At 47.5% G+C, this 18,172-nt stretch carries 14 protein-coding genes, 1 tRNA gene and 1 pseudogene; 8 read left to right on the top strand and 8 right to left on the bottom strand.

Features of this window, described 5'->3' with window-relative positions; genetic code table 11:
* Window positions 1-63: 63 nt before the first annotated feature.
* Genes JSU04_07870 through JSU04_07880 form a run of 3 tightly spaced genes read right to left on the bottom strand, consistent with a single transcriptional unit; the run spans window position 64 to window position 1,723 of the window.
* Window positions 64-363 carry a hypothetical protein gene (locus JSU04_07870; protein ID MBS1970211.1) on the bottom strand — a complete coding sequence of 100 codons (300 nt, stop codon included), beginning with the start codon at window positions 361-363 and terminating at the stop codon, window positions 64-66.
* Between the two features lie 5 nt (window positions 364-368).
* Window positions 369-1,337 carry a class II fructose-bisphosphatase gene (gene glpX, locus JSU04_07875; GenBank protein MBS1970212.1) on the bottom strand — a complete coding sequence of 323 codons (969 nt, stop codon included), beginning with the start codon at window positions 1,335-1,337 and terminating at the stop codon, window positions 369-371.
* Window positions 1,316-1,723: an acyl-CoA thioesterase gene (locus JSU04_07880; protein ID MBS1970213.1), complete on the bottom strand. Its 408-nt coding sequence runs from the start codon at window positions 1,721-1,723 to the stop codon at window positions 1,316-1,318. The genes glpX and JSU04_07880 overlap by 22 nt, the downstream gene beginning before the upstream one ends.
* Before the next feature lie 207 nt (window positions 1,724-1,930).
* Between JSU04_07880 and pgsA the strand changes: the two genes are divergently transcribed.
* The 3 genes from pgsA (at window position 1,931) to tpx (ending at window position 3,595) form a co-directional block, all read left to right on the top strand.
* Complete coding sequence (pgsA, locus tag JSU04_07885) at window positions 1,931-2,464, top strand: CDP-diacylglycerol--glycerol-3-phosphate 3-phosphatidyltransferase (protein MBS1970214.1); 534 nt, start codon at window positions 1,931-1,933, stop codon at window positions 2,462-2,464.
* Window positions 2,465-2,847: 383 nt separating this feature from the next.
* Window positions 2,848-2,923 (top strand) — tRNA-Gly (locus tag JSU04_07890).
* 174 nt (window positions 2,924-3,097) lie between these two features.
* Window positions 3,098-3,595: a thiol peroxidase gene (gene tpx / locus JSU04_07895; protein MBS1970215.1), complete on the top strand. Its 498-nt coding sequence runs from the start codon at window positions 3,098-3,100 to the stop codon at window positions 3,593-3,595.
* A gap of 52 nt (window positions 3,596-3,647) precedes the next feature.
* Here the strand turns inward: tpx and JSU04_07900 are convergent, their stop codons facing one another.
* The 3 genes from JSU04_07900 to JSU04_07910 form a co-directional block, all read right to left on the bottom strand.
* Window positions 3,648-5,288 (bottom strand): CRTAC1 family protein, encoded by a 1,641-nt coding sequence (locus JSU04_07900; protein ID MBS1970216.1) that lies wholly within the window; start codon window positions 5,286-5,288, stop codon window positions 3,648-3,650.
* Between the two features lie 411 nt (window positions 5,289-5,699).
* A complete protein-coding gene (locus JSU04_07905; GenBank protein MBS1970217.1) occupies window positions 5,700-7,172 on the bottom strand; it encodes a methyl-accepting chemotaxis protein in 1,473 nt (490 codons plus the stop codon).
* A 219-nt stretch (window positions 7,173-7,391) separates the two neighbouring features.
* The gene (locus JSU04_07910; protein MBS1970218.1) at window positions 7,392-8,207 is read right to left on the bottom strand and encodes a hypothetical protein; all 816 of its coding nucleotides are present in this window, start codon (window positions 8,205-8,207) and stop codon (window positions 7,392-7,394) included.
* 210 nt (window positions 8,208-8,417) lie between these two features.
* Here JSU04_07910 and JSU04_07915 point away from each other — a divergent pair, with 210 nt between their 5' ends.
* From JSU04_07915 to JSU04_07930, 4 genes are all read left to right on the top strand, one after another.
* A complete protein-coding gene (locus tag JSU04_07915; GenBank protein ID MBS1970219.1) occupies window positions 8,418-9,914 on the top strand; it encodes a HAMP domain-containing histidine kinase in 1,497 nt (498 codons plus the stop codon).
* A 116-nt stretch (window positions 9,915-10,030) separates the two neighbouring features.
* The gene (locus JSU04_07920) at window positions 10,031-11,152 is read left to right on the top strand and encodes a hypothetical protein (GenBank protein ID MBS1970220.1); all 1,122 of its coding nucleotides are present in this window, start codon (window positions 10,031-10,033) and stop codon (window positions 11,150-11,152) included.
* An 80-nt stretch (window positions 11,153-11,232) separates the two neighbouring features.
* Window positions 11,233-11,457, top strand: coding sequence for a hypothetical protein (locus JSU04_07925; protein MBS1970221.1), 225 nt, complete (start codon window positions 11,233-11,235; stop codon window positions 11,455-11,457).
* Between the two features lie 399 nt (window positions 11,458-11,856).
* Complete coding sequence (locus tag JSU04_07930) at window positions 11,857-12,450, top strand: ATP-dependent Clp protease proteolytic subunit (GenBank protein ID MBS1970222.1); 594 nt, start codon at window positions 11,857-11,859, stop codon at window positions 12,448-12,450.
* 2 nt (window positions 12,451-12,452) lie between these two features.
* Here JSU04_07930 and JSU04_07935 read toward each other — a convergent pair whose 3' ends face one another.
* On the bottom strand, window positions 12,453-14,129 hold the full coding sequence (locus tag JSU04_07935) for an alpha-glucosidase (protein MBS1970223.1): 1,677 nt from the start codon (window positions 14,127-14,129) through the stop codon (window positions 12,453-12,455).
* Window positions 14,130-14,141: 12 nt separating this feature from the next.
* Window positions 14,142-15,448, bottom strand: a pseudogene (locus tag JSU04_07940) (carbohydrate porin).
* An 80-nt stretch (window positions 15,449-15,528) separates the two neighbouring features.
* On the opposite strand from JSU04_07940, the gene pulA reads away from it, so the two are divergent.
* On the top strand, window positions 15,529-18,162 hold the full coding sequence (gene pulA, locus JSU04_07945) for a pullulanase-type alpha-1,6-glucosidase (GenBank protein MBS1970224.1): 2,634 nt from the start codon (window positions 15,529-15,531) through the stop codon (window positions 18,160-18,162).
* Window positions 18,163-18,172: the final 10 nt, after the last annotated feature.

Below are 18,172 nucleotides of genomic sequence, written 5' to 3' on the forward strand. Positions count from 1 at the left end.
AGAACAAAAGACCTAAGTCCAGCTTCGGTCTAGAAGATGGAAGGAAGTGTCCCTACAAGGCGATTATGTCGACTTTTTAAAGAGAGCTTCGGCCGCCGCACGCAGGGCCGCGGCTTTATCCACGCCCCCACTCGCCCCTTTACGAGGCGAGAAGTAATCGCAAAAATTTGCCCGGTCTTTCTCTTTCACAACGTCGGCCTGAGGCTCACGGCATTCGTTGTAGGCCTTCACGTCCCAGAACTCGCAGTTCTTGCACACGTGCACGTCGGCACGGCAATGCGGGCACTCATCACGACGCCCCACGGTCCCCAACACAGGGATCTCTTTACCGCAGTTGAAACAGTGAAGACCTTGCGGATTCATTGTGCCTACTTCTTGAAGTTCGGTTTTTGATTGAGCTTATGATGAGCTTCAATGGTACGGATCGTGCCCGTTTGTGAACGCATCACCACCGAGTGAGTTTTCGCCTGACGGCCCGGAAGAGTTTTTACGCCCTTCAAGAAAGGACCATCCGTCACGCCGGTAGCAACAAACATCACAGAACCATGGGCAAGTTCATCGACGAGATATTTCTTATCGAGGTCTTTCACGCCCATGCGTTTTGCTCGCTCTTTTTCTTCTTCGTTACGGAATTTCAAACGGCCTTGGAAGTCGCCGCCTAAGCACTGCATCGCTGCTGCTGAGATCACGCCCTCTGGTGCGCCACCGATACCCATGAGTAAATCAATCCCTGAATCCGGCCAAGCTGTGGCAATCGCAGCCGATACGTCACCGTCACCGATCAAGTGAATACGTGCGCCGGTTTTACGAACTTCTTCGATGAGCTTTTCATGACGAGGACGATTCAAAATTACAACCGTGACGTCACTCACGTTTTTCTTCAGTGCATCCGCTACGCGATTGATATTTTCCGTCGGAGTTTTATCGATATCGATCACACCTTTTGCTCCAGGACCGCAGGCGATTTTATCCATGTAAGTGTCAGGTGCGTGCAAGAAGTTGCCGCGTTCTGCAACCGCAATCACAGAAATCGAACCCACTCCCCCCGTTGCACAGATGGTGGTCCCTTCCAGCGGATCCAAGGCAATGTCGATCGCCGGAGCATTGTTGGCTTTATTGCCGACTTTTTCACCGATGTAGAGCATCGGTGCTTCATCGCGCTCACCTTCACCGATGACCACTGTGCCGTCAATGTTGACGCTGTCGAAAGCTTTTCTCATGGCATCCACAGCCGCTTTATCAGCTGCTTTTTCATCGCCATGCCCAGTCCATTCTGCGGAGGCAAGTGCTGCTGCTTCGGTGATACGTACGAATTCTAAAGCCAGGTTTCTGTCCATTGTTCTTTCTCCAGGATTGCTTTCATTGCCGCCGGAAGGCGCATCAGTTTCAGGTTTTGATCTAACGGAACATGAGTGGTCTCGGCCACCGCCAAGGTCTGCCCGCGGGCGTTCAGGCGATACTGAATGTGAATGCGCACACCCTCAGAGCGAACTTGCAGCTGAATTTCGATCTCATCACCGAAAAGAGCCGGCTTTAAATGACGCACTCTGGTTTCGTAAACGGCAAACATGCTGGCCGATCCCTTTTTCTGGTAATCGATCAGGCCTTCGGAGTGAGCCCATTCAACCCGAGCTTCCTCGCAAAAACGCAGGTAATTGCTATGGTGAACAATCCCCATTTCGTCGGTTTCATAAAACTGAACACGGTGCCGGTACGTGAACATAAATTCCTTGTTAGATTTAAGCGTTACAATCACAAAAAGCCGGCGAGAAAGCAAAACGTTTTTTCGTCGCGGTTGACAGCCCGGAATCCGTTTTGAGAAGATCAGCGCTGTAAGAAACAACAAAGGACACCCTGAGTGAATAGCACCTCAATCCCTGTGACCCCTGCGAACGGGGAAAAAATAGCTCCGTGGAAGAAGCAGCTGCCGATGTGGATTACTGTGAGCCGCATTGCCATGGTGCCTTTCGTGCTGCTTGCCATGCTGCCGAATAGTTTTTGGTGGAATGTCCTGGCGGCTGTTTTGTTTATGCTGGCCTCTATCACCGACTATTACGACGGCTACTTTGCCCGCAAATACAACGCTGTTTCGAACATGGGTAAGTTTATGGACCCCGTGGCGGATAAAATCCTCGTGAGCAGTATTCTTGTGATGATGGCCTACTACCAGAAAATTGATCCGTGGATGGTGGTTGTCATCCTCGGTCGTGATAACTTTATTGGCGCCATCCGTGCGGTGGCGGCAGCCGATGGTGTTGTGATCGCAGCAAAAGCCGCCGGAAAGTGGAAGACCGCCTTGCAAATGGGCGCTCTGCCAGCGGTTCTGATTGGAGAAATTCCAGGGTATTTGCCCTATCTTGATAGAATCGGCTACGGAATCTTGTGGATCACGGTTCTCTTAAGTATAAGCAGTGGCGTCGAATACTATTTAGCGTACAAAAGAGGCCGCGAGGCCAAGGGTTAAACCATGTTGCTGCATATGTCCCCGAGAGATTGGTTCTTTATTTTTCTGGCGGTTTTATTGGCAAGTTATGTAAAAATGGCGTCGGCAAAGACGCAACCAGGAATGAACCCTTTATTTAAGCTTGCGAAGATCAGCCGCTTGATCTGACTTGATGTCTGCCGGGACTGCTTCTTTTTCCGGCTTCGAGGCCACCATTCGAGAATTGGCCTCAGTTCCAAGATTCTTCACACCCCAAAAATAGCCCAAAAAATAAGCGCTTACGCCTAAAAATGCGAGGGTGGACAACTTAATGAGACTTTTTTTAAAAAATAGCGGCATGAAAAATATTTACCCATTGACAGCTCGGGCGTGCAACTGTAATTTCGTCCCACATTCGCAATGACGCGGGAATAGCTCAGTTGATAGAGCGATGCCTTGCCAAGGCATAGGTCGCGGGTTTGAGTCCCGTTTCCCGCTCCAATCTTTCCCTTTAGGTAAAGATCGGCGCAAGCCCAATTTTCTCCGGAAAATTGGAGATAAAAAATCTCCCCTACCAAGGGGATTTTTTTTGTCCAAAATCTGCCCTGCTTCACGAAATTATATCTGTCTTTTTAAGCGAAAAAATTGAAGGATGTTCTATCAAAGGAGCTATCCATGGCTAAAATCACTCTTAAAGGCAATCCCCTCGAAACTTCTGGCAACCTTCCGGCGGTTGGTTCCACCAGCCCTGATTTCAAACTGGTTCGCGCGGATTTGAGCGAAGTCACACTTGAAACTTATACTGGTAAGAAAAAGGTTCTTAATATTTTCCCAAGCATCGATACAGGCACTTGTGCCGCCTCTGTTCGTCACTTCAATAAAGACGCTGCGGGCCTCCCTGGCGTTGCAGTTTTGAACATCTCTGCCGACCTTCCATTTGCACAAACCCGTTTCTGCGGCGCTGAAGGTATTAAAAATGCTGAGGCCCTTTCATCATTCAGAAGCAAATTCGCAACCGACTTCGGTTTGCAAATGACAACGGGTCCTCTTGCCGGCCTTTGCTCTCGTGCCGTGATTGTTTTGGATGAGAAAAACAAAGTTCTTTACACAGAACAAGTCAGCGACATCGTGAATGAACCAAATTACGAAGCGGCCCTCAAAGCTTTGAAGTAAGCTCTAAAAGACTGGCTTTTTTGTAAGCCAGTCTTTTTCATCCACGCGGGCTTTACTCCTCGGTCACGGTCAGAGTCTGATTGGGCCGCGGGGTCTTGAGGGTCTGCACTTTTCCAGAATTCCAGCGGATTTCAATTTTTTCAATTTCTGAGACTCGTCCTAAACCGAAATGCAAAACCGGATCATTTTGCTGATTCATCGTCCCGATAACACCGTCTACTTGGCGTAAGAAAACGCCTTCTTTATGAAAGAGACGGACTTGAGTTGTTACCGGATTCTTACCGGATTTCGTGCCAATCAAACGGATCTTCAAAAAGTTATTATCGTTTTGACTGATATTTTTATAAATATATAACTTTTTATCAGCGTGCAAAGACGGCCGACCTGAGTTGATCAGATCCATTTTTCCATCATTGTTGAAATCAGCCCAAACACCCGCGTAGCTATCAAGAACCCGCGTAGGCTCGCTTTGGCTTATCTCACTGAATGTGAAGTTGCCGGAATTTTTGAAAATGAATGAATAGGCGTATTTCAAATCATAGACTTGAGTCACATACATATCGATCAAGCCGTCATTGTCAAAATCCGCCGCTGTCGAGTGAGACCACAGTTCATCCCCTTTGTATTTGCTGTAATCCCCGATCGGCTTTAGAGGAATCCCGGATTTTGCACGCATGTCCACGAACTTGAAATCCGGCGCTCCAAGATTTTTGTATATTTTAGAGTCGTCACAAAGGTAACCACGGATATCGTAAGCTCCCTTGGCCGCATCTCTACCGACAAATTTATGCGCCAGATTCGAAACCCAAAGATCTAACAAACCATCGTTGTTAAAGTCAGCCCAGACCGAGCCAATTGTATGACCGTAAGTAGGACCGTAATGTTCCTTCTTAACTGGATCATAATAGCGATTGCTGTCTTTATCTCCGGCGACTCCCTTAGGAATGGCAGTGTCTATCACCCGGCCTTTTTTAATTTCGAAAAGATAGTTGCGATGAAGGCGATAGTTCGAAAAATAAATATCTGGGCTGCCATCGTTATTATAGTCAGCCCAAGGCATTCCCCGCGTATAGGCCGTCAGCGAGCTAAAGTCGACCGCTGCAGTGTATTTCACAAACTTCTTTCCTCGGACATTGAGACGCATTTGCTGCGGAAAAAGCGTGACCCGGCCGTTGATTTCACTGTCCCCCATACCCAATATCAAATCAGCATAACCATCGCCATTGAGATCGCCATAGGAAATAGACTTCACATTATCCGGAAACCCTAAGTCATACTGTCTTGATAGGTCTTCAAAAGTGCCGTCCGTGCGTTGATGAAAAAGCTGTCCTTTGGTTGTCACGATATCGAGCCTGCCGTCGTTGTCGACATCGATAAAAACCGGGTATCCCACTAAGTTTTGCAAACGAACACGCTCAGTCACATCGATGAACTGAATCTTGTCCAAGGTGGAAATGTTTTTATAAAGACGGCCGGCCGCCATAAAGTCGACCCAGCCGTCATTATCGAAATCGCCAACAATGATCGACGATGCCGGCGTTTCAGAAACTCCGCTTGTGGCAGTCACATCTTCAAAATATTGGCCACGCGTGATCACGGAAGAAACCTCGCGGGACGGGTTTTCCTCTATTACCGGCGCTTTGGTCTGACAGGCCCCGAGTAAAAATATAAAGGCTGTAAAACATCGCTTCATTTCCACTCCCCGAACTCACGAATGTCGTAATGGATTTTTCCGATCCTTTGGTGATTCACGAATCACTGCTTGCATACCGGTGGAAGAACAATACAGTCCACAGCCATCATTCTGCACCAGAGCTTGTCCCAATCCCTGAAATGCGCCGGTAATGTTGAATAGCTGAACTTAGCTTCCTAAAAAGAGCATACCAAGTTTGGGCGGTTTCGTCCTTATTTACGCAGCAAGACCTTGCCTAATGCCGAGGGGCCGGCCTTAAGAGCGTGCCCCCCGTGTTCCCACGGGTTAAATTCTGGATCGCTATCAAACTCTGTAGAGGAATTAAGAATATTCACAGAAGCCTAATATAAAAAAGTCCCCGAAGTTTTCTCCGGGGACTGATCAAGAGAAAGATTTGTCTCTAAAACCACTCTAGGCGGCATTTTTACCGTGAATGAGCGTTCCTAAATCTTGAATTTGCTTTTGCACAGCCTCTGACTGCCCGGCAATCTCAAGAGAGGTCGCAGAAATTTCCTCCGCGGAAGCGGCATTTCCCTGAGACGAGGTGTCAATCACCTCGATCGCCTGAGAAAGCATATTAATGCGGTTCGATTGTTCTTCGCTGCCAGCAGCGATTTCACGGTTGATGGCGCTAATTTTTTTAATATCTTCCAGAATCACGCGTAAAACATCACCGCTCTTAGAGCTCGCCTTAACACCCTCATTGACCTCTTCGGCGGATTTTGAAATCAAGACATTAATATCCTTCGCCGCGACCGAGCTTCTTTGAGCTAAATTACGAACGGCCTCGGCAACAACCGCAAAACCCTTCCCCTGTTCGCCGGCACGGGCCGCTTCAACCGAAGCATTTAGGGCCAACAAATTTGTTTGGAAAGCGATATCATCAATCACATCAAGAATTTCAAGCATCTTTTTAGAAGATGCCGAGATGTTCTGCATAAAGTTTAATAACTGTTTAAGCTCACCTTCACCGCTGGTTGCCCGAGCACTGGAGTGCTCCGCAAGATCTGCGGCTTTTTTAGAACTTTCACAATTATTTCCGACAAGCTCACTCAGTTCTTCCACAGTCGCAGCCGCTTCTTCTAGAGAGGCCGCGGTTTTAGTGGAGGCATTGGCAAGCTCGTTGCTGGCAGCCGACAACTGCTCAATTGCAGCTGACACTTGCACGCTGGACAGCTCGACAGTTTCAGAGGTCTGAGAAACTTTGCTGACAATACGTTTACCCAAGACCATTAATGCAATTGCAACCCCGCCGCCCATAACAAAGGTGACTGAGGCAAGATAAACCATCGCTTTATGCTCCATCTCTTTGGCCAGAGCCTTGTCCGCCATTGCTTCAGCATGGCCTTCTTTAGTGACTTCGTCGGAGTATTTATCAATCGCCTCATCGAGGCGGCGCATTTCTGTATCCATGATCTCTTCGGCCTTGGCTAGATCTTGCGGATTTTGCGAGCGGATCAGAGCTGCCAGTTCATGGGTTCTTTTAAGGTACTCTTCAATGTCTTTTTTTATGTTGGGGTAATTAGCTTTTTCGTAGGGACCAAACTTGGTTTTTTCATACGCACTTAAGGCCACTTGAATATCACTAATATCTTTTGGCAGATCATCAGACATTTTTTTGCGGTCTTCAACGTCATTGGGATGAGCAAGACCTTCCCATATATGGGTCTTCACAACTTCGCGGGCGGTATCAAAATCTCCGAGCGCTTCCAACGTCGGCACAAGATCATTGTGACAGTCTTCTAAAAGGCCATTAAGCCCTTTAATGTCTAAGTAAGAGGAGTATCCAGAGACACAGAACCCCGCAATCGGCAGCATCGACAGGAACAGGATTTGATACTTTAAACTTTTCAGCTTCATGACAAAAGAAGACTCAGTCCGCATAGTAAGGCTCCGCTCCGACATTGGGCTATTTATAATTTGATTCTCTAGCTCTTCGGCAGGGTCCTAAATACTATTGAAGGCTATTTTATTTTTTCTGCTTATGCTTCAAACTGACACGCGTTTACGGTAAAGTATTCCCAATTTAGAACAAAAGTATAAATTATTAGGTGTTTTTAACAGAGATATCTGCTCACCGGGCAACAAAGAGCCGAGAACGTCTTAACTTTGAAAAGGATTGATACCCTGGCGACCAAAAATTTTATTAAGGACATTAAAGAGAACCGCACAAAAAAGCAGATTTAAGAGTGAAATAAAAACCGCGACAGCGAGGAAAGCTCCCCACCATACGAGGCCCATATTAAAAATATTTACGAACCTCGCATGCAGATTAAAATTAAATAACCCTGCGGCCGTATTCACCAAAAGAATCAGCAAAAGAATCGGTAAGACTCCACCGCGTGCTACTTTTAGGTCTTCAGAAGAAAGTTCCATCTGCGACGTCAGGCAGACTGCCAGATAAAGAAAGGCATAGAATCCCATCGAACTCCAATTCGCCGCTCCCAACAAAGATTTTGAAAAATCATTTGCAAGAAACCCCAGATCGCCGAGATGTAAAGAGAACGGGACTGGATGCGGAACTAAAAAGCTATACAGCGCAAATAAAAGCACCGGTGCAAGCAGCACGGGCCCCATGCCAATAAAAAATAAGCCGATGCGATGATAAAGGTTGCGATCATTATAATGATGAACAACGACCCCGTAAGATCCGCCCTTGCCTTCCGGGTCGAACCATTTAATCGAACCGATCTCGTGAAAAAATATTTTCGCAAACAGTGCGTGACAGAGTTCATGCAATGGCACGCCGATCACTCCAAAGACATAAAGACCAAATTTCGGTAAAACAAATTGACGGAAAGTATTGTTTGTCCAGCGCGAGATCCAAGTCAGCAGCATGCCGGAAAGAAATAAAACACCGAAGAGACCGAAGAATTGCAGCGCGGAATTTTTTAAAATGAGAAGCAAAGCTGAAGTCATAACTCTAGTTTAAGGATCGCTGTTGAAGCTCTCAATCTCATTTCGCAAATCCAGACTTCTTTTCGGAAACACCTCGACCGTAATGACGTTTTCCGTCATTTTACGGCGCAATTTACAAATAAATAAAAAAAGTTCCCCCTGTATGTGCTCTCATTTTGATCTCACGATTTCAGGGTTGCTCATGCTATGCGCAGTTGTTAATGAAAATATATGGAGACAAGTCAAACCAATACAGAAATCGTTAAGGAAGAGAATCAAAAACCAAGCATCTGGACGCTTGAAAAAAAGGCCCTTGGGGTCCTTTCAGTTATTTTTGTAGCTGTGATTTTGAGTGCCTGGGGCTACGCCATGAAGTTGAGACATACCGTGGCGTCTAACAATGCGATCGCCGTGGCGGATCCGAGGGCCCTCGTTGAAGTCGAGCAGCTTCGTAATTTGGCCGACTCGCAAATCGACAACAGCCGCGCTTTTTTTCTGCTTGGCGCGCAGTCCATTTTTGAAAAGCAGAAAAAAGAAAAAGAAGATCTTCTCGCGGCTCTTACGAAGTACGAGAAAGAACACAACCTGCCGCAAGTTCCTGAGATTATTAAACGCATCCGAGACATAGAGCAAAAAAACCAAGAGTTCTTTGATCAAGCAATGGATTTCCGTGAAAAGAAAACGGAATCCAAAATTGTCGGTCAGTTTTTTCAGTCAAAATCAAACCCTTTGCGTGCGCAAATGAATGATGCCTTTGATGATATCGTAAAAATTCACAAAGCAGAAATAGACCGCAACTCTACCGAAGCTCGTGAAGCGGCCATCGGCGTTGAATCACAAATTCCAAAAGGCATGATGTCGCTGACAATTTCCCTCGTCGGGATTTTTCTTGCGATGGCGGCGATTATCCTACGCCAGTCCCGCGGACGCGCAGCTCAACTCGCGGAAAGAAACCGTCTCTATGCTGAAGCAAAAAGAGCCGTGAAGGACCGTGATGAAGCGATCTTTGCAATTTCTCATGACTTAAAAGAATCACTTGAGACGATTTCAACGACAGCAGAAAGACTCGCCACCTCACCACAGGGGCTTGATATCGTTGAAAGCAGCGAGCTTGTAAAATCCACGGTCACAACGATCGAAGGCCTTATTAAAGACATTCGCGATCAAAAAGCCGTCGAGATGGAAGGCATCACTCTTCGTTTGGATCAATTGCCAATCGACGATGTGCTTGAGACCGCCCGTCTTTTGATGCAACCACTGGCAAAATCACGTGATGTGCGCATCCAGGTAGACACGGTAAACCCACCGGTGCTTGCGTTCTACGACCGTGAGCGGGTCCTTCGCGTGCTCTCAAATCTTGTCAGCAACTCTATTAAGTTCAGCCCTAAAGGCAGCAAAGTCGTTGTGAAAGTTCGTAGCGATCAGAAGTTCGTAAACATCTCTGTAGTCGATACAGGGGCTGGGATTCCTTCGGATCAGATTCCGGGGATTTTTGATAATTTCTGGCAAGCTCGTAAGACGGCGGATCAAGGCGCTGGCGTGGGGCTTGCGATTGTAAAGACCATCGTTGAAGCTCACGGCGGCACTGTTCAGGTTCAAAGCCAGCTCGGGCGTGGCACGACATTTACGTTCTCGCTCCCTCGCCGTCGTCCAGCGGGAGCGCCTATGAAAAAGTCGACCTTGACGATCAGATCAACGGCGATGAGCGGCCTTCAGCAGGATCAATAAAGGCCCACTGTCTAACTAATATCACCTAGGGGCCCCTTGGCCCCTTTTTTATTGGATCTGAGCGGGTCTTTTGCTTGCATGCCTTTCTCATGGCTTTATTTTCAAAGGAAAGACCCATGAGAAAGTCTTTAAATCTTGCCCTCTCAGCGGCCCTTATTTTGGGCGCAGTTTCACTCGCTCTTCCACAGTCCGCGGTGGCAACGTCGGTTGCACAAACAAGTGGCGTCAGTGCCCTTCAGCTAAACCCACAGGACGTCGTCCCCGAAGTGGTTGCTCTGGGAATCACTCCCGTCATCTACAAAGTGACGACACCACAATTACAAAAGCTTTCTTACAACGAAGATAAATATGCCCTGCAAATCAATATTGGCCACGTGACAGCGGAGCAGTTTGCAAAGCTCAAATCTCTTTATGGAAACTTCAGCCAAGTTCCTTACGACAGCAACAAAGCCTATGACCTCGTCGATTTCCTTCCACCGGCGATTCAAGCAACGGTGAATAAAACCTTTACGCCGAAAAATTATGATACATCGGCATTGGTGAGCATGGACTTCACAGACGATGAAATGACCGGCGAACTTTGGGGTCTGCAAAAAGGCGGTGTGAGTTTTATCACCAACTGCTGGGGCACCACCATCGAAGTGCTTAAATCTCTGCACTCTCGTCCGGCAAATGAAGCCAATACCTATATTCTTTCATGGCCTGGCCGCTGGGATACGGGCGAACTTTTTATGGATACCAAATACAATTCAACCGCGCGTGAAAATGCCCTTCGCTTCGGTGATGCGCTGACTGTTTGGTCGAAAGAGACAGGAGCTCTTTCAATTCAGCACACGGCTTTGATTTTAGGAAAAAACCTGGTTTTTGAAAAAACAGATACCTCAGAAGATGATCCTTACCGTTTATCCTTGCGAGCCGATGTTCTTGCAAAATTCGCAAAACTCTTCGAAGGGAAAGAAATCATCCGCTATCGCCGCTTCGGCCCTGAAAAACAACCCATTCCTATGAGCAATCCGGGAAGCGGTTTCTTCTCACCGGAATTGACGGCGAAAATTTTAAAGGCCATCCCAGGCCTGCCGCTTGATTCGATGGAAGCCGGTTGCGAGGATCGCCTCGGTGGAGGTTGCGACCTCACTTATTCGGAAATGCGCATTCTCAAAATCGAAATCGATGCAAAGACCGGCCGCGGGCGCTTGTCGGGCGATGAGCGTGGCTTAAAGCAGTTTAAACCCCTCTAAAAATACATATTACAAAATCGCTATTTGATTGAAACCAGACAGGGACATCCTTCGTTTAGTTTAAACGAAGGAGGATCCCAATGGAAATTGAAAAACCGAAAGCCCCACAAAAAGAGCCTAACACCCGCCCACCGGCGCCTCCAACGAAGGAACCGCCACAAAAATATGTGCCTGAAAAAGAGCCCCCACAAAAGAAAATCCCTGAGACTGAGCCGCCCACTGAAATTCCGCCGGAGATTGAGCCTCCGGAGCATGATTTTCCTCGGGACTCGCCGCCTGAGCCCATCGCACGCCGAAGATACTGACTTACTTTCCGGCAATCACCACGACATAGCCGTCAAGATCCCTAAGCCAAATCTCACGATGACCCGCCAGTGGGTTTTCGTGAGCGTCTTCTAGGACCTTGGCTTTCATTTTCTTAGCCCTAGAAACCAATACCACTGACTGCTTTTCTCGACATTACCGACGCAAATGAGGGGCTGAGATTTAATTGCACTCATGCTTATTTCTCCTCTTAATAATTCTTATGCAAGCATAGACGTTTTTGGTTACCTTGATCAACAATCTTCCATTTTCACTGACTTTAGCTGGCGTGATGAATTGCGAATGGTTTTTATCTGGCGCCTTTTTCGAATCAGGCTGAGACAGTTTTCGCCGTTGCACCGGCTTTGCAATAGGGACTCTCCAAGCTAAAGGAGAATCCTATGTCATCGAACGTTGCTGAAAACTATGATCTTGCTTCACGCCTCATGAAAGACCGAATTATTCTACTCAGTGGTCCTGTCACCGACCAAGCTGCCACTCAGCTGATTGCGCAGATGTTGTTTCTTGAGATGGAAAATCCCGACCAAGATATTCATTTTTATATCAATTCACCCGGCGGGTCTGTGAACGCGGGGCTTGCGATTTATGATTTCATGAGCTTTATCAAATGCGAGGTCGCGACTTACTGCTTTGGCATGGCAGCCAGTATGGGGTCTTTTTTACTCACAGCGGGCGCACCAGGTAAGCGCTTTGCGATGCCTAATAGTCAGATTCTGATTCATCAACCGCACCTCGGTAATGGCGGCCTAGGCGGTCAGATCAGCGATATCGAAATTCACGCCCGCGAACTTGTGAAATCAAAAACCAAGCTCACCGACATGTACGCGAAACACACCGGCCAAAAGTTTTCGACTCTGACAAAGATGATGGAGCGAGATTCTTACCTCACCCCAGAAGAAGCCCGCAATCTGGGATTTATCGATCACGTGATCACGTCACGTAAAAAAACACCGGTCCTTGGTGAAACCGGTTAATCCTAGGCAATATAAACGCGGCACTCAAACGGGCGAAGCTCGAACTTTGCCGGAAGCCCGAGGCTGGGATTTTCGTAGTTGCTAATAAGCATTTTTGCATTGGCCACTTCGGCCGGCATTTCAACATGGGTCTTTTGGCCCTTGACGTTGCAAATGATCCACGCCGTTTGACCGTTAAGATGTCTGGTATAAGCAAACACTTCAGTATGACTCTGCAGAATCATTTCAAAGTCGCCGTAGATGAAGATCTTATTATCACGGCGAAGACGGATGAGTTGCTTATAGAAGTTCAGAACTGATTTTGGATCTTTTTCTTCCGTTTCAACGTTAATCGTTTTGTAGTTCGGATTGACCTTGAGCCACGGTTTTCCCGTCGTAAAGCCGGCATTTTCTTCACCATTCCACTGCATCGGAGTGCGCGCATTATCGCGCGAAGTCCCGGCGAGTTCTTTGGTGATGGCAATATCACTCATCCCTTCCGCACGACGAACGACAAATAAGTTCTTCGCAGCCACGTCCTGGAAATCCTCAGGGCCGCTAAACTCGGTGTTTGTCATACCAAGCTCTTGGCCTTGATAGATAAATGGACTTCCTTGCATCAAGAAATACATTGCCGCAATTGAAGTCGCACTTTCACGGTGGAAGATAAATGGATCTCCCCATTTAGAGACCACACGAGTGATATCGTGGTTTTCAACAAAGAGCGCGTTCCAGCCGATACCATGCAAATTGGTCTGCCAGTTTGTGAAAATGGTCTTAAGCTCGGCCAGGTCAAACTTATCAGCACCGAGATGGTCCCACAATTTGGTGTGCTCAAATTGAATGAGCATGCTAAAGCGTTTCTTTTCTTCTGCCACCCAATCCTGAGCCTGGAAGGAATTCACGCCGTTTGCCTCGCCGACGGTCACAATGTCATACTTGCTGAAAGTTTCGCGGCAGAGTTCGCCGATATAATCCATGACGCCGTCCACGTTCATGTGGTTTGCATAAGATGGAACGTATTTAAGACCTTGAGGATTTGGTAAATCCGGCAGGCCCGGGCGTTTCTTAATATGGCTGATGGCATCGATACGGAAACCATCGATGCCTTTATCCAGCCACCAATTCACCATGTCGTAAGCTGCCTGGCGCATGTCTTTGTTTTCCCAGTTAAGGTCCGGTTGACGAGCCGAGAAAACATGCATGAAATACTGATTGGTCTCTGGATCCAGCTTCCACGCCGAGCCACTGAAGATACTTTCCCAGTTATTGGGCTCAGCACCGTTTTTACCATCACGCCAGATATACCAATCACGTTTGGAATTATCCTTTGAAGAGCGGGATTCAATAAACCATGGATGCTCATCGCTGGTGTGATTCAGAACAAGATCCAAAATCAGCTTCATTCCACGATCATGCACACCTTTCAAAAGATCATTAAAGTCCTGCATACTGCCGAACTCATGATGAATATCCTGATAGTCGCTGACATCGTAACCATTATCATCTTGCGGCGACTTAAAGATTGGGCAAATCCAGATAATATTGACACCAAGATCTTTAAGGTAATCTAATTTTTCGATGATGCCGCGAAGATCTCCGATGCCGTCGCCGTTGCTGTCTTTAAAACTGCGTGGATAGACTTGATATATAACGGATTCTTTCCACCACTTTTGCGTTACCGGAGATTTTGCAGTCATTTCTTTTTCCTTTTAGAACCAAGCTTCGAATTGATAACCGAAAGATGTGCCTTCTTGCTTATCTTTAAACGAAGACGCATTCACTGCAATCTTATCCATATTATTTTTATTCCACATCGAATGCGTGATGTAAGCTCGAAGGACCGGGCGGCCCCAGATGGATTTGCTCAATGAAATCTGAGGCGCCAAGGTGATACGAGAAAGATCGCGCTCTCCGACTTTGTCACCCCCGGTGGTCTTCTCAGTCTGATTTTCAATACGTGAGTAGCCGAACTCGAGCATCCATTGCACTCGGTCCCTCATATAATAAATAGGACGGAGACCGATCTCATAAAAGAAACGGCGACTATCAACGTCCGCTCCGCTGTCGCCATACTCACCGGCAAGGCCGAACATGAAGGCCCAACGATCCGTGACTTCTTTATTCCAGTTTTCAACCAAACGCACAGCCCAGCCGTTATTTTTGTATTCATCCGCAACAAGAAGGGCGCTATCGCCATAGATGTTAAAGCTTTGCATTGCGCCTTTTCCGTACATCAGCGCGAGATTATTGTAACCGCTGCCAACGAGACTCTCTAAACGAGTCGCGACGGAGTAACCATTTGTCTTCACATACTCATTCGTACCATCCGTTCCAGACGGAGCCCAGGCGTAAACTCCCCAGAAATTAAGATAGACATCTTCAACCACCGGTAACTTTGCCCAGCGAAAATCCAACGCTTGCAAAACCGGCTGACCTTTATCTGTGGTCACCGTTTCATTGGCCTGAATCAAATGTGCAAAAGAAAAAATACCAGAATTTGTTCTGATGTTTTCAATACCGGCTCCCACACCGCTCATATCGCCGTAGTAATACCAATCGAAAATATGAAGATCGACATCACGATAAAAACGTTTTCCCACCCAAAGTTCGCCGGGAATTTCAGCAAGTCCACCTGCAGAAACAAAGGCTTCAATTTGATTGATATCGCGATTCGACGCGGTTTCCCACTGACGTGCACCATTGGCATTGGCCTCTAGACGCACCTGCGTTCTGAAAAATGCAGGATCTGTCTCTGATGGTTTCTTGTGGTTAAAGACCATCACGATTTCTGAATAGAAACTGCACTCATTCCCCAAGCGTAGGAAATTACCAGGAATTCCCTGATTATTAAAACACTCCTGTTTGCCACCGAGTAAATTAAGACCGGTTCCTCCACGGAGATAGCCTAAAAAATCAGCATCCATTGCATGCGCATTCAGCGAAACCAGCGTAACAAACAAACAGAGTAAACGTATTTTCATATTCCTTATCCTTGAAAAACAAGAGGGATACCCATAAAGTTCCCGCGAGACTACTCATTACGCAGAGGGCCTGATCATTTTGAGAGTGAATATTCTATTTCCATTTTTATTCATTGTGTTCGCGTGCTTACTTGCGCCGAACTCCCATGCCTTCTCAGCGCGCGCACAGTGGCTTGATGCAAATCATCTGCGCTTAAAGCTACCGACCGGTTTCATCACAAATATTTCTCAACTGCAATTTTCCCTCGCCGACACCTCACAAACAGTGCGTGGAAATGGAGTGGCTACTCTACCGCTGGTCGCGAACGACAACGGTTATGTCACACTCGACACCTCAGCCATATCGCGCGCGGACCTTGAGTATTTACTCACTCGCCCGCTGAAGGTTTTCATCACGGATCGCAATCAAAACGTGCTTGATAGCACTGCGATTCAGTATGCCGGCGTGCTGGATCAGAACTTCTATTATGATGACTCCGACCTTGGCGGCCATTGCGATACAGCTCGTTGCACACTGAAGCTCTGGGCACCGACCGCGCAAAATGTGCGCGTGCTCCTTTTTAAAGACAGCACCACTCCTCTTCAACAAGCTGAAATTTTTAATAGTCAGCGCGAACAACAAGGTGTTTGGGCTCTTTCACTTCCAGCAAATAGAAAAAACTATTTTTATTTGTACGAAGTTGAACTCTATCAACCCTTCATCGACAGCATGCAAACTTCTTTGGTGACGGATCCCTACAGCCAAAGCTTATCGTTAAACGCCACACGCTCGCAGCTCATCGATATAAATTCCCCCGAGAGCAAACCCTCTGGCTGGGAATCTCTCGCAAAACCTCCGTTCGGGGCTCTGCAATCGGCAGTGATCTACGAGCTCCACGTCCGTGACTTTAGCGCGAAGGACCCCAGCGTCGATCCTCAGTACCGTGGCACCTATCTCGCCTTCACGCAAGACTCCAACGGCACTCGACATTTGAAGGACCTCGCTCAGGCGGGACTCACTCATCTGCATTTAATGCCGTTTAATGACTTTGGCACCGTCAACGAAATAAAAAGTAAATGGGATGAGATTAAACTCGGTCCTACGTTTGATCTTCCGACTCCACAGGAGCTCACTGCCGCGATCCGCGACACTGATTCATACAACTGGGGCTATGATCCGGTTCACTACTCGGCTCCGGATGGCAGCTACGCCGTGGATGGCGATGGCGTGAATCGCGTTAAAGAAGCGCGTTCCATGATTCAGGCGATTAACCGCATGGGTCTTCGCACAGTTCAGGATGTGGTTTACAACCACACCTACGCACACGAGTTGGAAAATCAGTCGGTCTTTGATCGTATTGTGCCCATGTATTACTACCGCGTTGACGAGAACGGTGTGGCTTATACGACCTCTTGCTGTGCTGATACGGCGAGCGAACATCGCATGATGGAAAAACTCATGATCGATAGTGTTCTGTCTTGGGCGAAGAACTATAAAATCGATGGCTTCCGCTTTGACTTGATGTCGTTTCATTCACGCGCGACTATTTTAAAAATTCGTGATCAGTTGCGAACTCTGACTCTTAACAAAGACGGCGTTGATGGCTCAAAGATCATTATCTATGGCGAAGGCTGGACGTTTGGTTCTTTCTACAATGCTCATCCTGACGAGGCCATGACTCACGAAAATTCTTTCGGCACCGGCGTGGGATTTTTTAACGACCGCCTTCGCGATGCCGCTCGCGGTGGAACAACAAGTTCCGGCGAAAAATCCGACCAGGGTTTTGCAACCGGACTTTTCTTTGATTTCAATCAAGAGCCCGCTAATCGCAACACACCGATTGACTTAGCATCTCAGCGTGGAAAACTCTTACACCTGGGAGACGTCATTAAAGTCGGTCTTGCCGGAAATCTGCGCGACTTGAGTTTCCGCGATCACCTTGGAAATACGATCACAGGTTATAGCCTCAAATTCCGGAATGACCCCGTGGCTCACGCCTCCGTTGCCCAAGAGACTATTAACTATGTTTCAGCCCACGATGGCTATGGTCTTTGGGACGCAATTCAAGCCAAAGCACCGTTTAACACCTCTGGCAGAACGCCGGCTTCGGCAACGCCTGAGGACCGGCAGCGCATGCAGCAGTTGCTACTTGCTCTTCCTCTCCTAGGGCAAGGGATTCCGTTTATTGAAGCAGGATCTGATCTTCTTCGTTCAAAAAACGGTGATCAAGACAGCTATAACTCCGGCGACTTCTTTAACCATCTTGATTGGACGGGGCAGGGAAATGACTGGGGCTTGGCACTTCCTCCGGCATGGAAGAACTCTGCCGACTGGCCTTTCTGGGAGCCGCGCCTCAGATCGCCGGATATTCGCGCCAATAGAAAACTCATTCAGCAAACTGAGAATTACTTCTTAGCCCTGCTTCGCCTACGCCACAGTTCAAAGTTATTTAATTTAAATACGCCGGCGGAAATTTCTGCGAAGCTGCGCTTTATTGATAACGACCGCGCACCAGAGCCTGGCCTGATCGCGATGCTCTTGCAAGGTGCTGATGAAAGCCTTTTAGTTTTCTTCAATGCTTCCCGTGATGGCCGTATTTTTAATCACGATATTTTAAAGCGAAACTGGAATCTCCACCCGCTCCTCAATGAAAAAATCGACCCAGTTCTTAGCGATGTTTCACTTAATTCCGCTTTAGGAAGCATTCGTCTTCCGGGGCGCTCCACCGTGGTTCTGCAAATGACAGGACCTGGAAGCAATAGAAAATGACATTAGTGAG

Source organism: Bdellovibrionales bacterium, from assembly GCA_018266295.1.
Taxonomy (GTDB): Bacteria; Bdellovibrionota; Bdellovibrionia; order Bdellovibrionales; family Bdellovibrionaceae; genus JACMRP01.

Coding starts and splice junctions, on each gene's coding strand:
- JSU04_07930 (MBS1970222.1), top strand. CDS start 11,857: ATGTCATCGAACGTTGCTGAAAACTATGATCTTGCTTCACGCCTCATG.
- JSU04_07905 (MBS1970217.1), bottom strand. CDS start 7,172: ATGCGGACTGAGTCTTCTTTTGTCATGAAGCTGAAAAGTTTAAAGTAT.
- JSU04_07910 (MBS1970218.1), bottom strand. CDS start 8,207: ATGACTTCAGCTTTGCTTCTCATTTTAAAAAATTCCGCGCTGCAATTC.
- JSU04_07935 (MBS1970223.1), bottom strand. CDS start 14,129: ATGACTGCAAAATCTCCGGTAACGCAAAAGTGGTGGAAAGAATCCGTT.
- pgsA (MBS1970214.1), top strand. CDS start 1,931: ATGTGGATTACTGTGAGCCGCATTGCCATGGTGCCTTTCGTGCTGCTT.
- glpX (MBS1970212.1), bottom strand. CDS start 1,337: ATGGACAGAAACCTGGCTTTAGAATTCGTACGTATCACCGAAGCAGCA.
- JSU04_07925 (MBS1970221.1), top strand. CDS start 11,233: ATGGAAATTGAAAAACCGAAAGCCCCACAAAAAGAGCCTAACACCCGC.
- JSU04_07870 (MBS1970211.1), bottom strand. CDS start 363: ATGAATCCGCAAGGTCTTCACTGTTTCAACTGCGGTAAAGAGATCCCT.
- JSU04_07880 (MBS1970213.1), bottom strand. CDS start 1,723: ATGTTCACGTACCGGCACCGTGTTCAGTTTTATGAAACCGACGAAATG.
- JSU04_07920 (MBS1970220.1), top strand. CDS start 10,031: ATGAGAAAGTCTTTAAATCTTGCCCTCTCAGCGGCCCTTATTTTGGGC.
- tpx (MBS1970215.1), top strand. CDS start 3,098: ATGGCTAAAATCACTCTTAAAGGCAATCCCCTCGAAACTTCTGGCAAC.
- JSU04_07915 (MBS1970219.1), top strand. CDS start 8,418: ATGGAGACAAGTCAAACCAATACAGAAATCGTTAAGGAAGAGAATCAA.
- JSU04_07900 (MBS1970216.1), bottom strand. CDS start 5,288: ATGAAGCGATGTTTTACAGCCTTTATATTTTTACTCGGGGCCTGTCAG.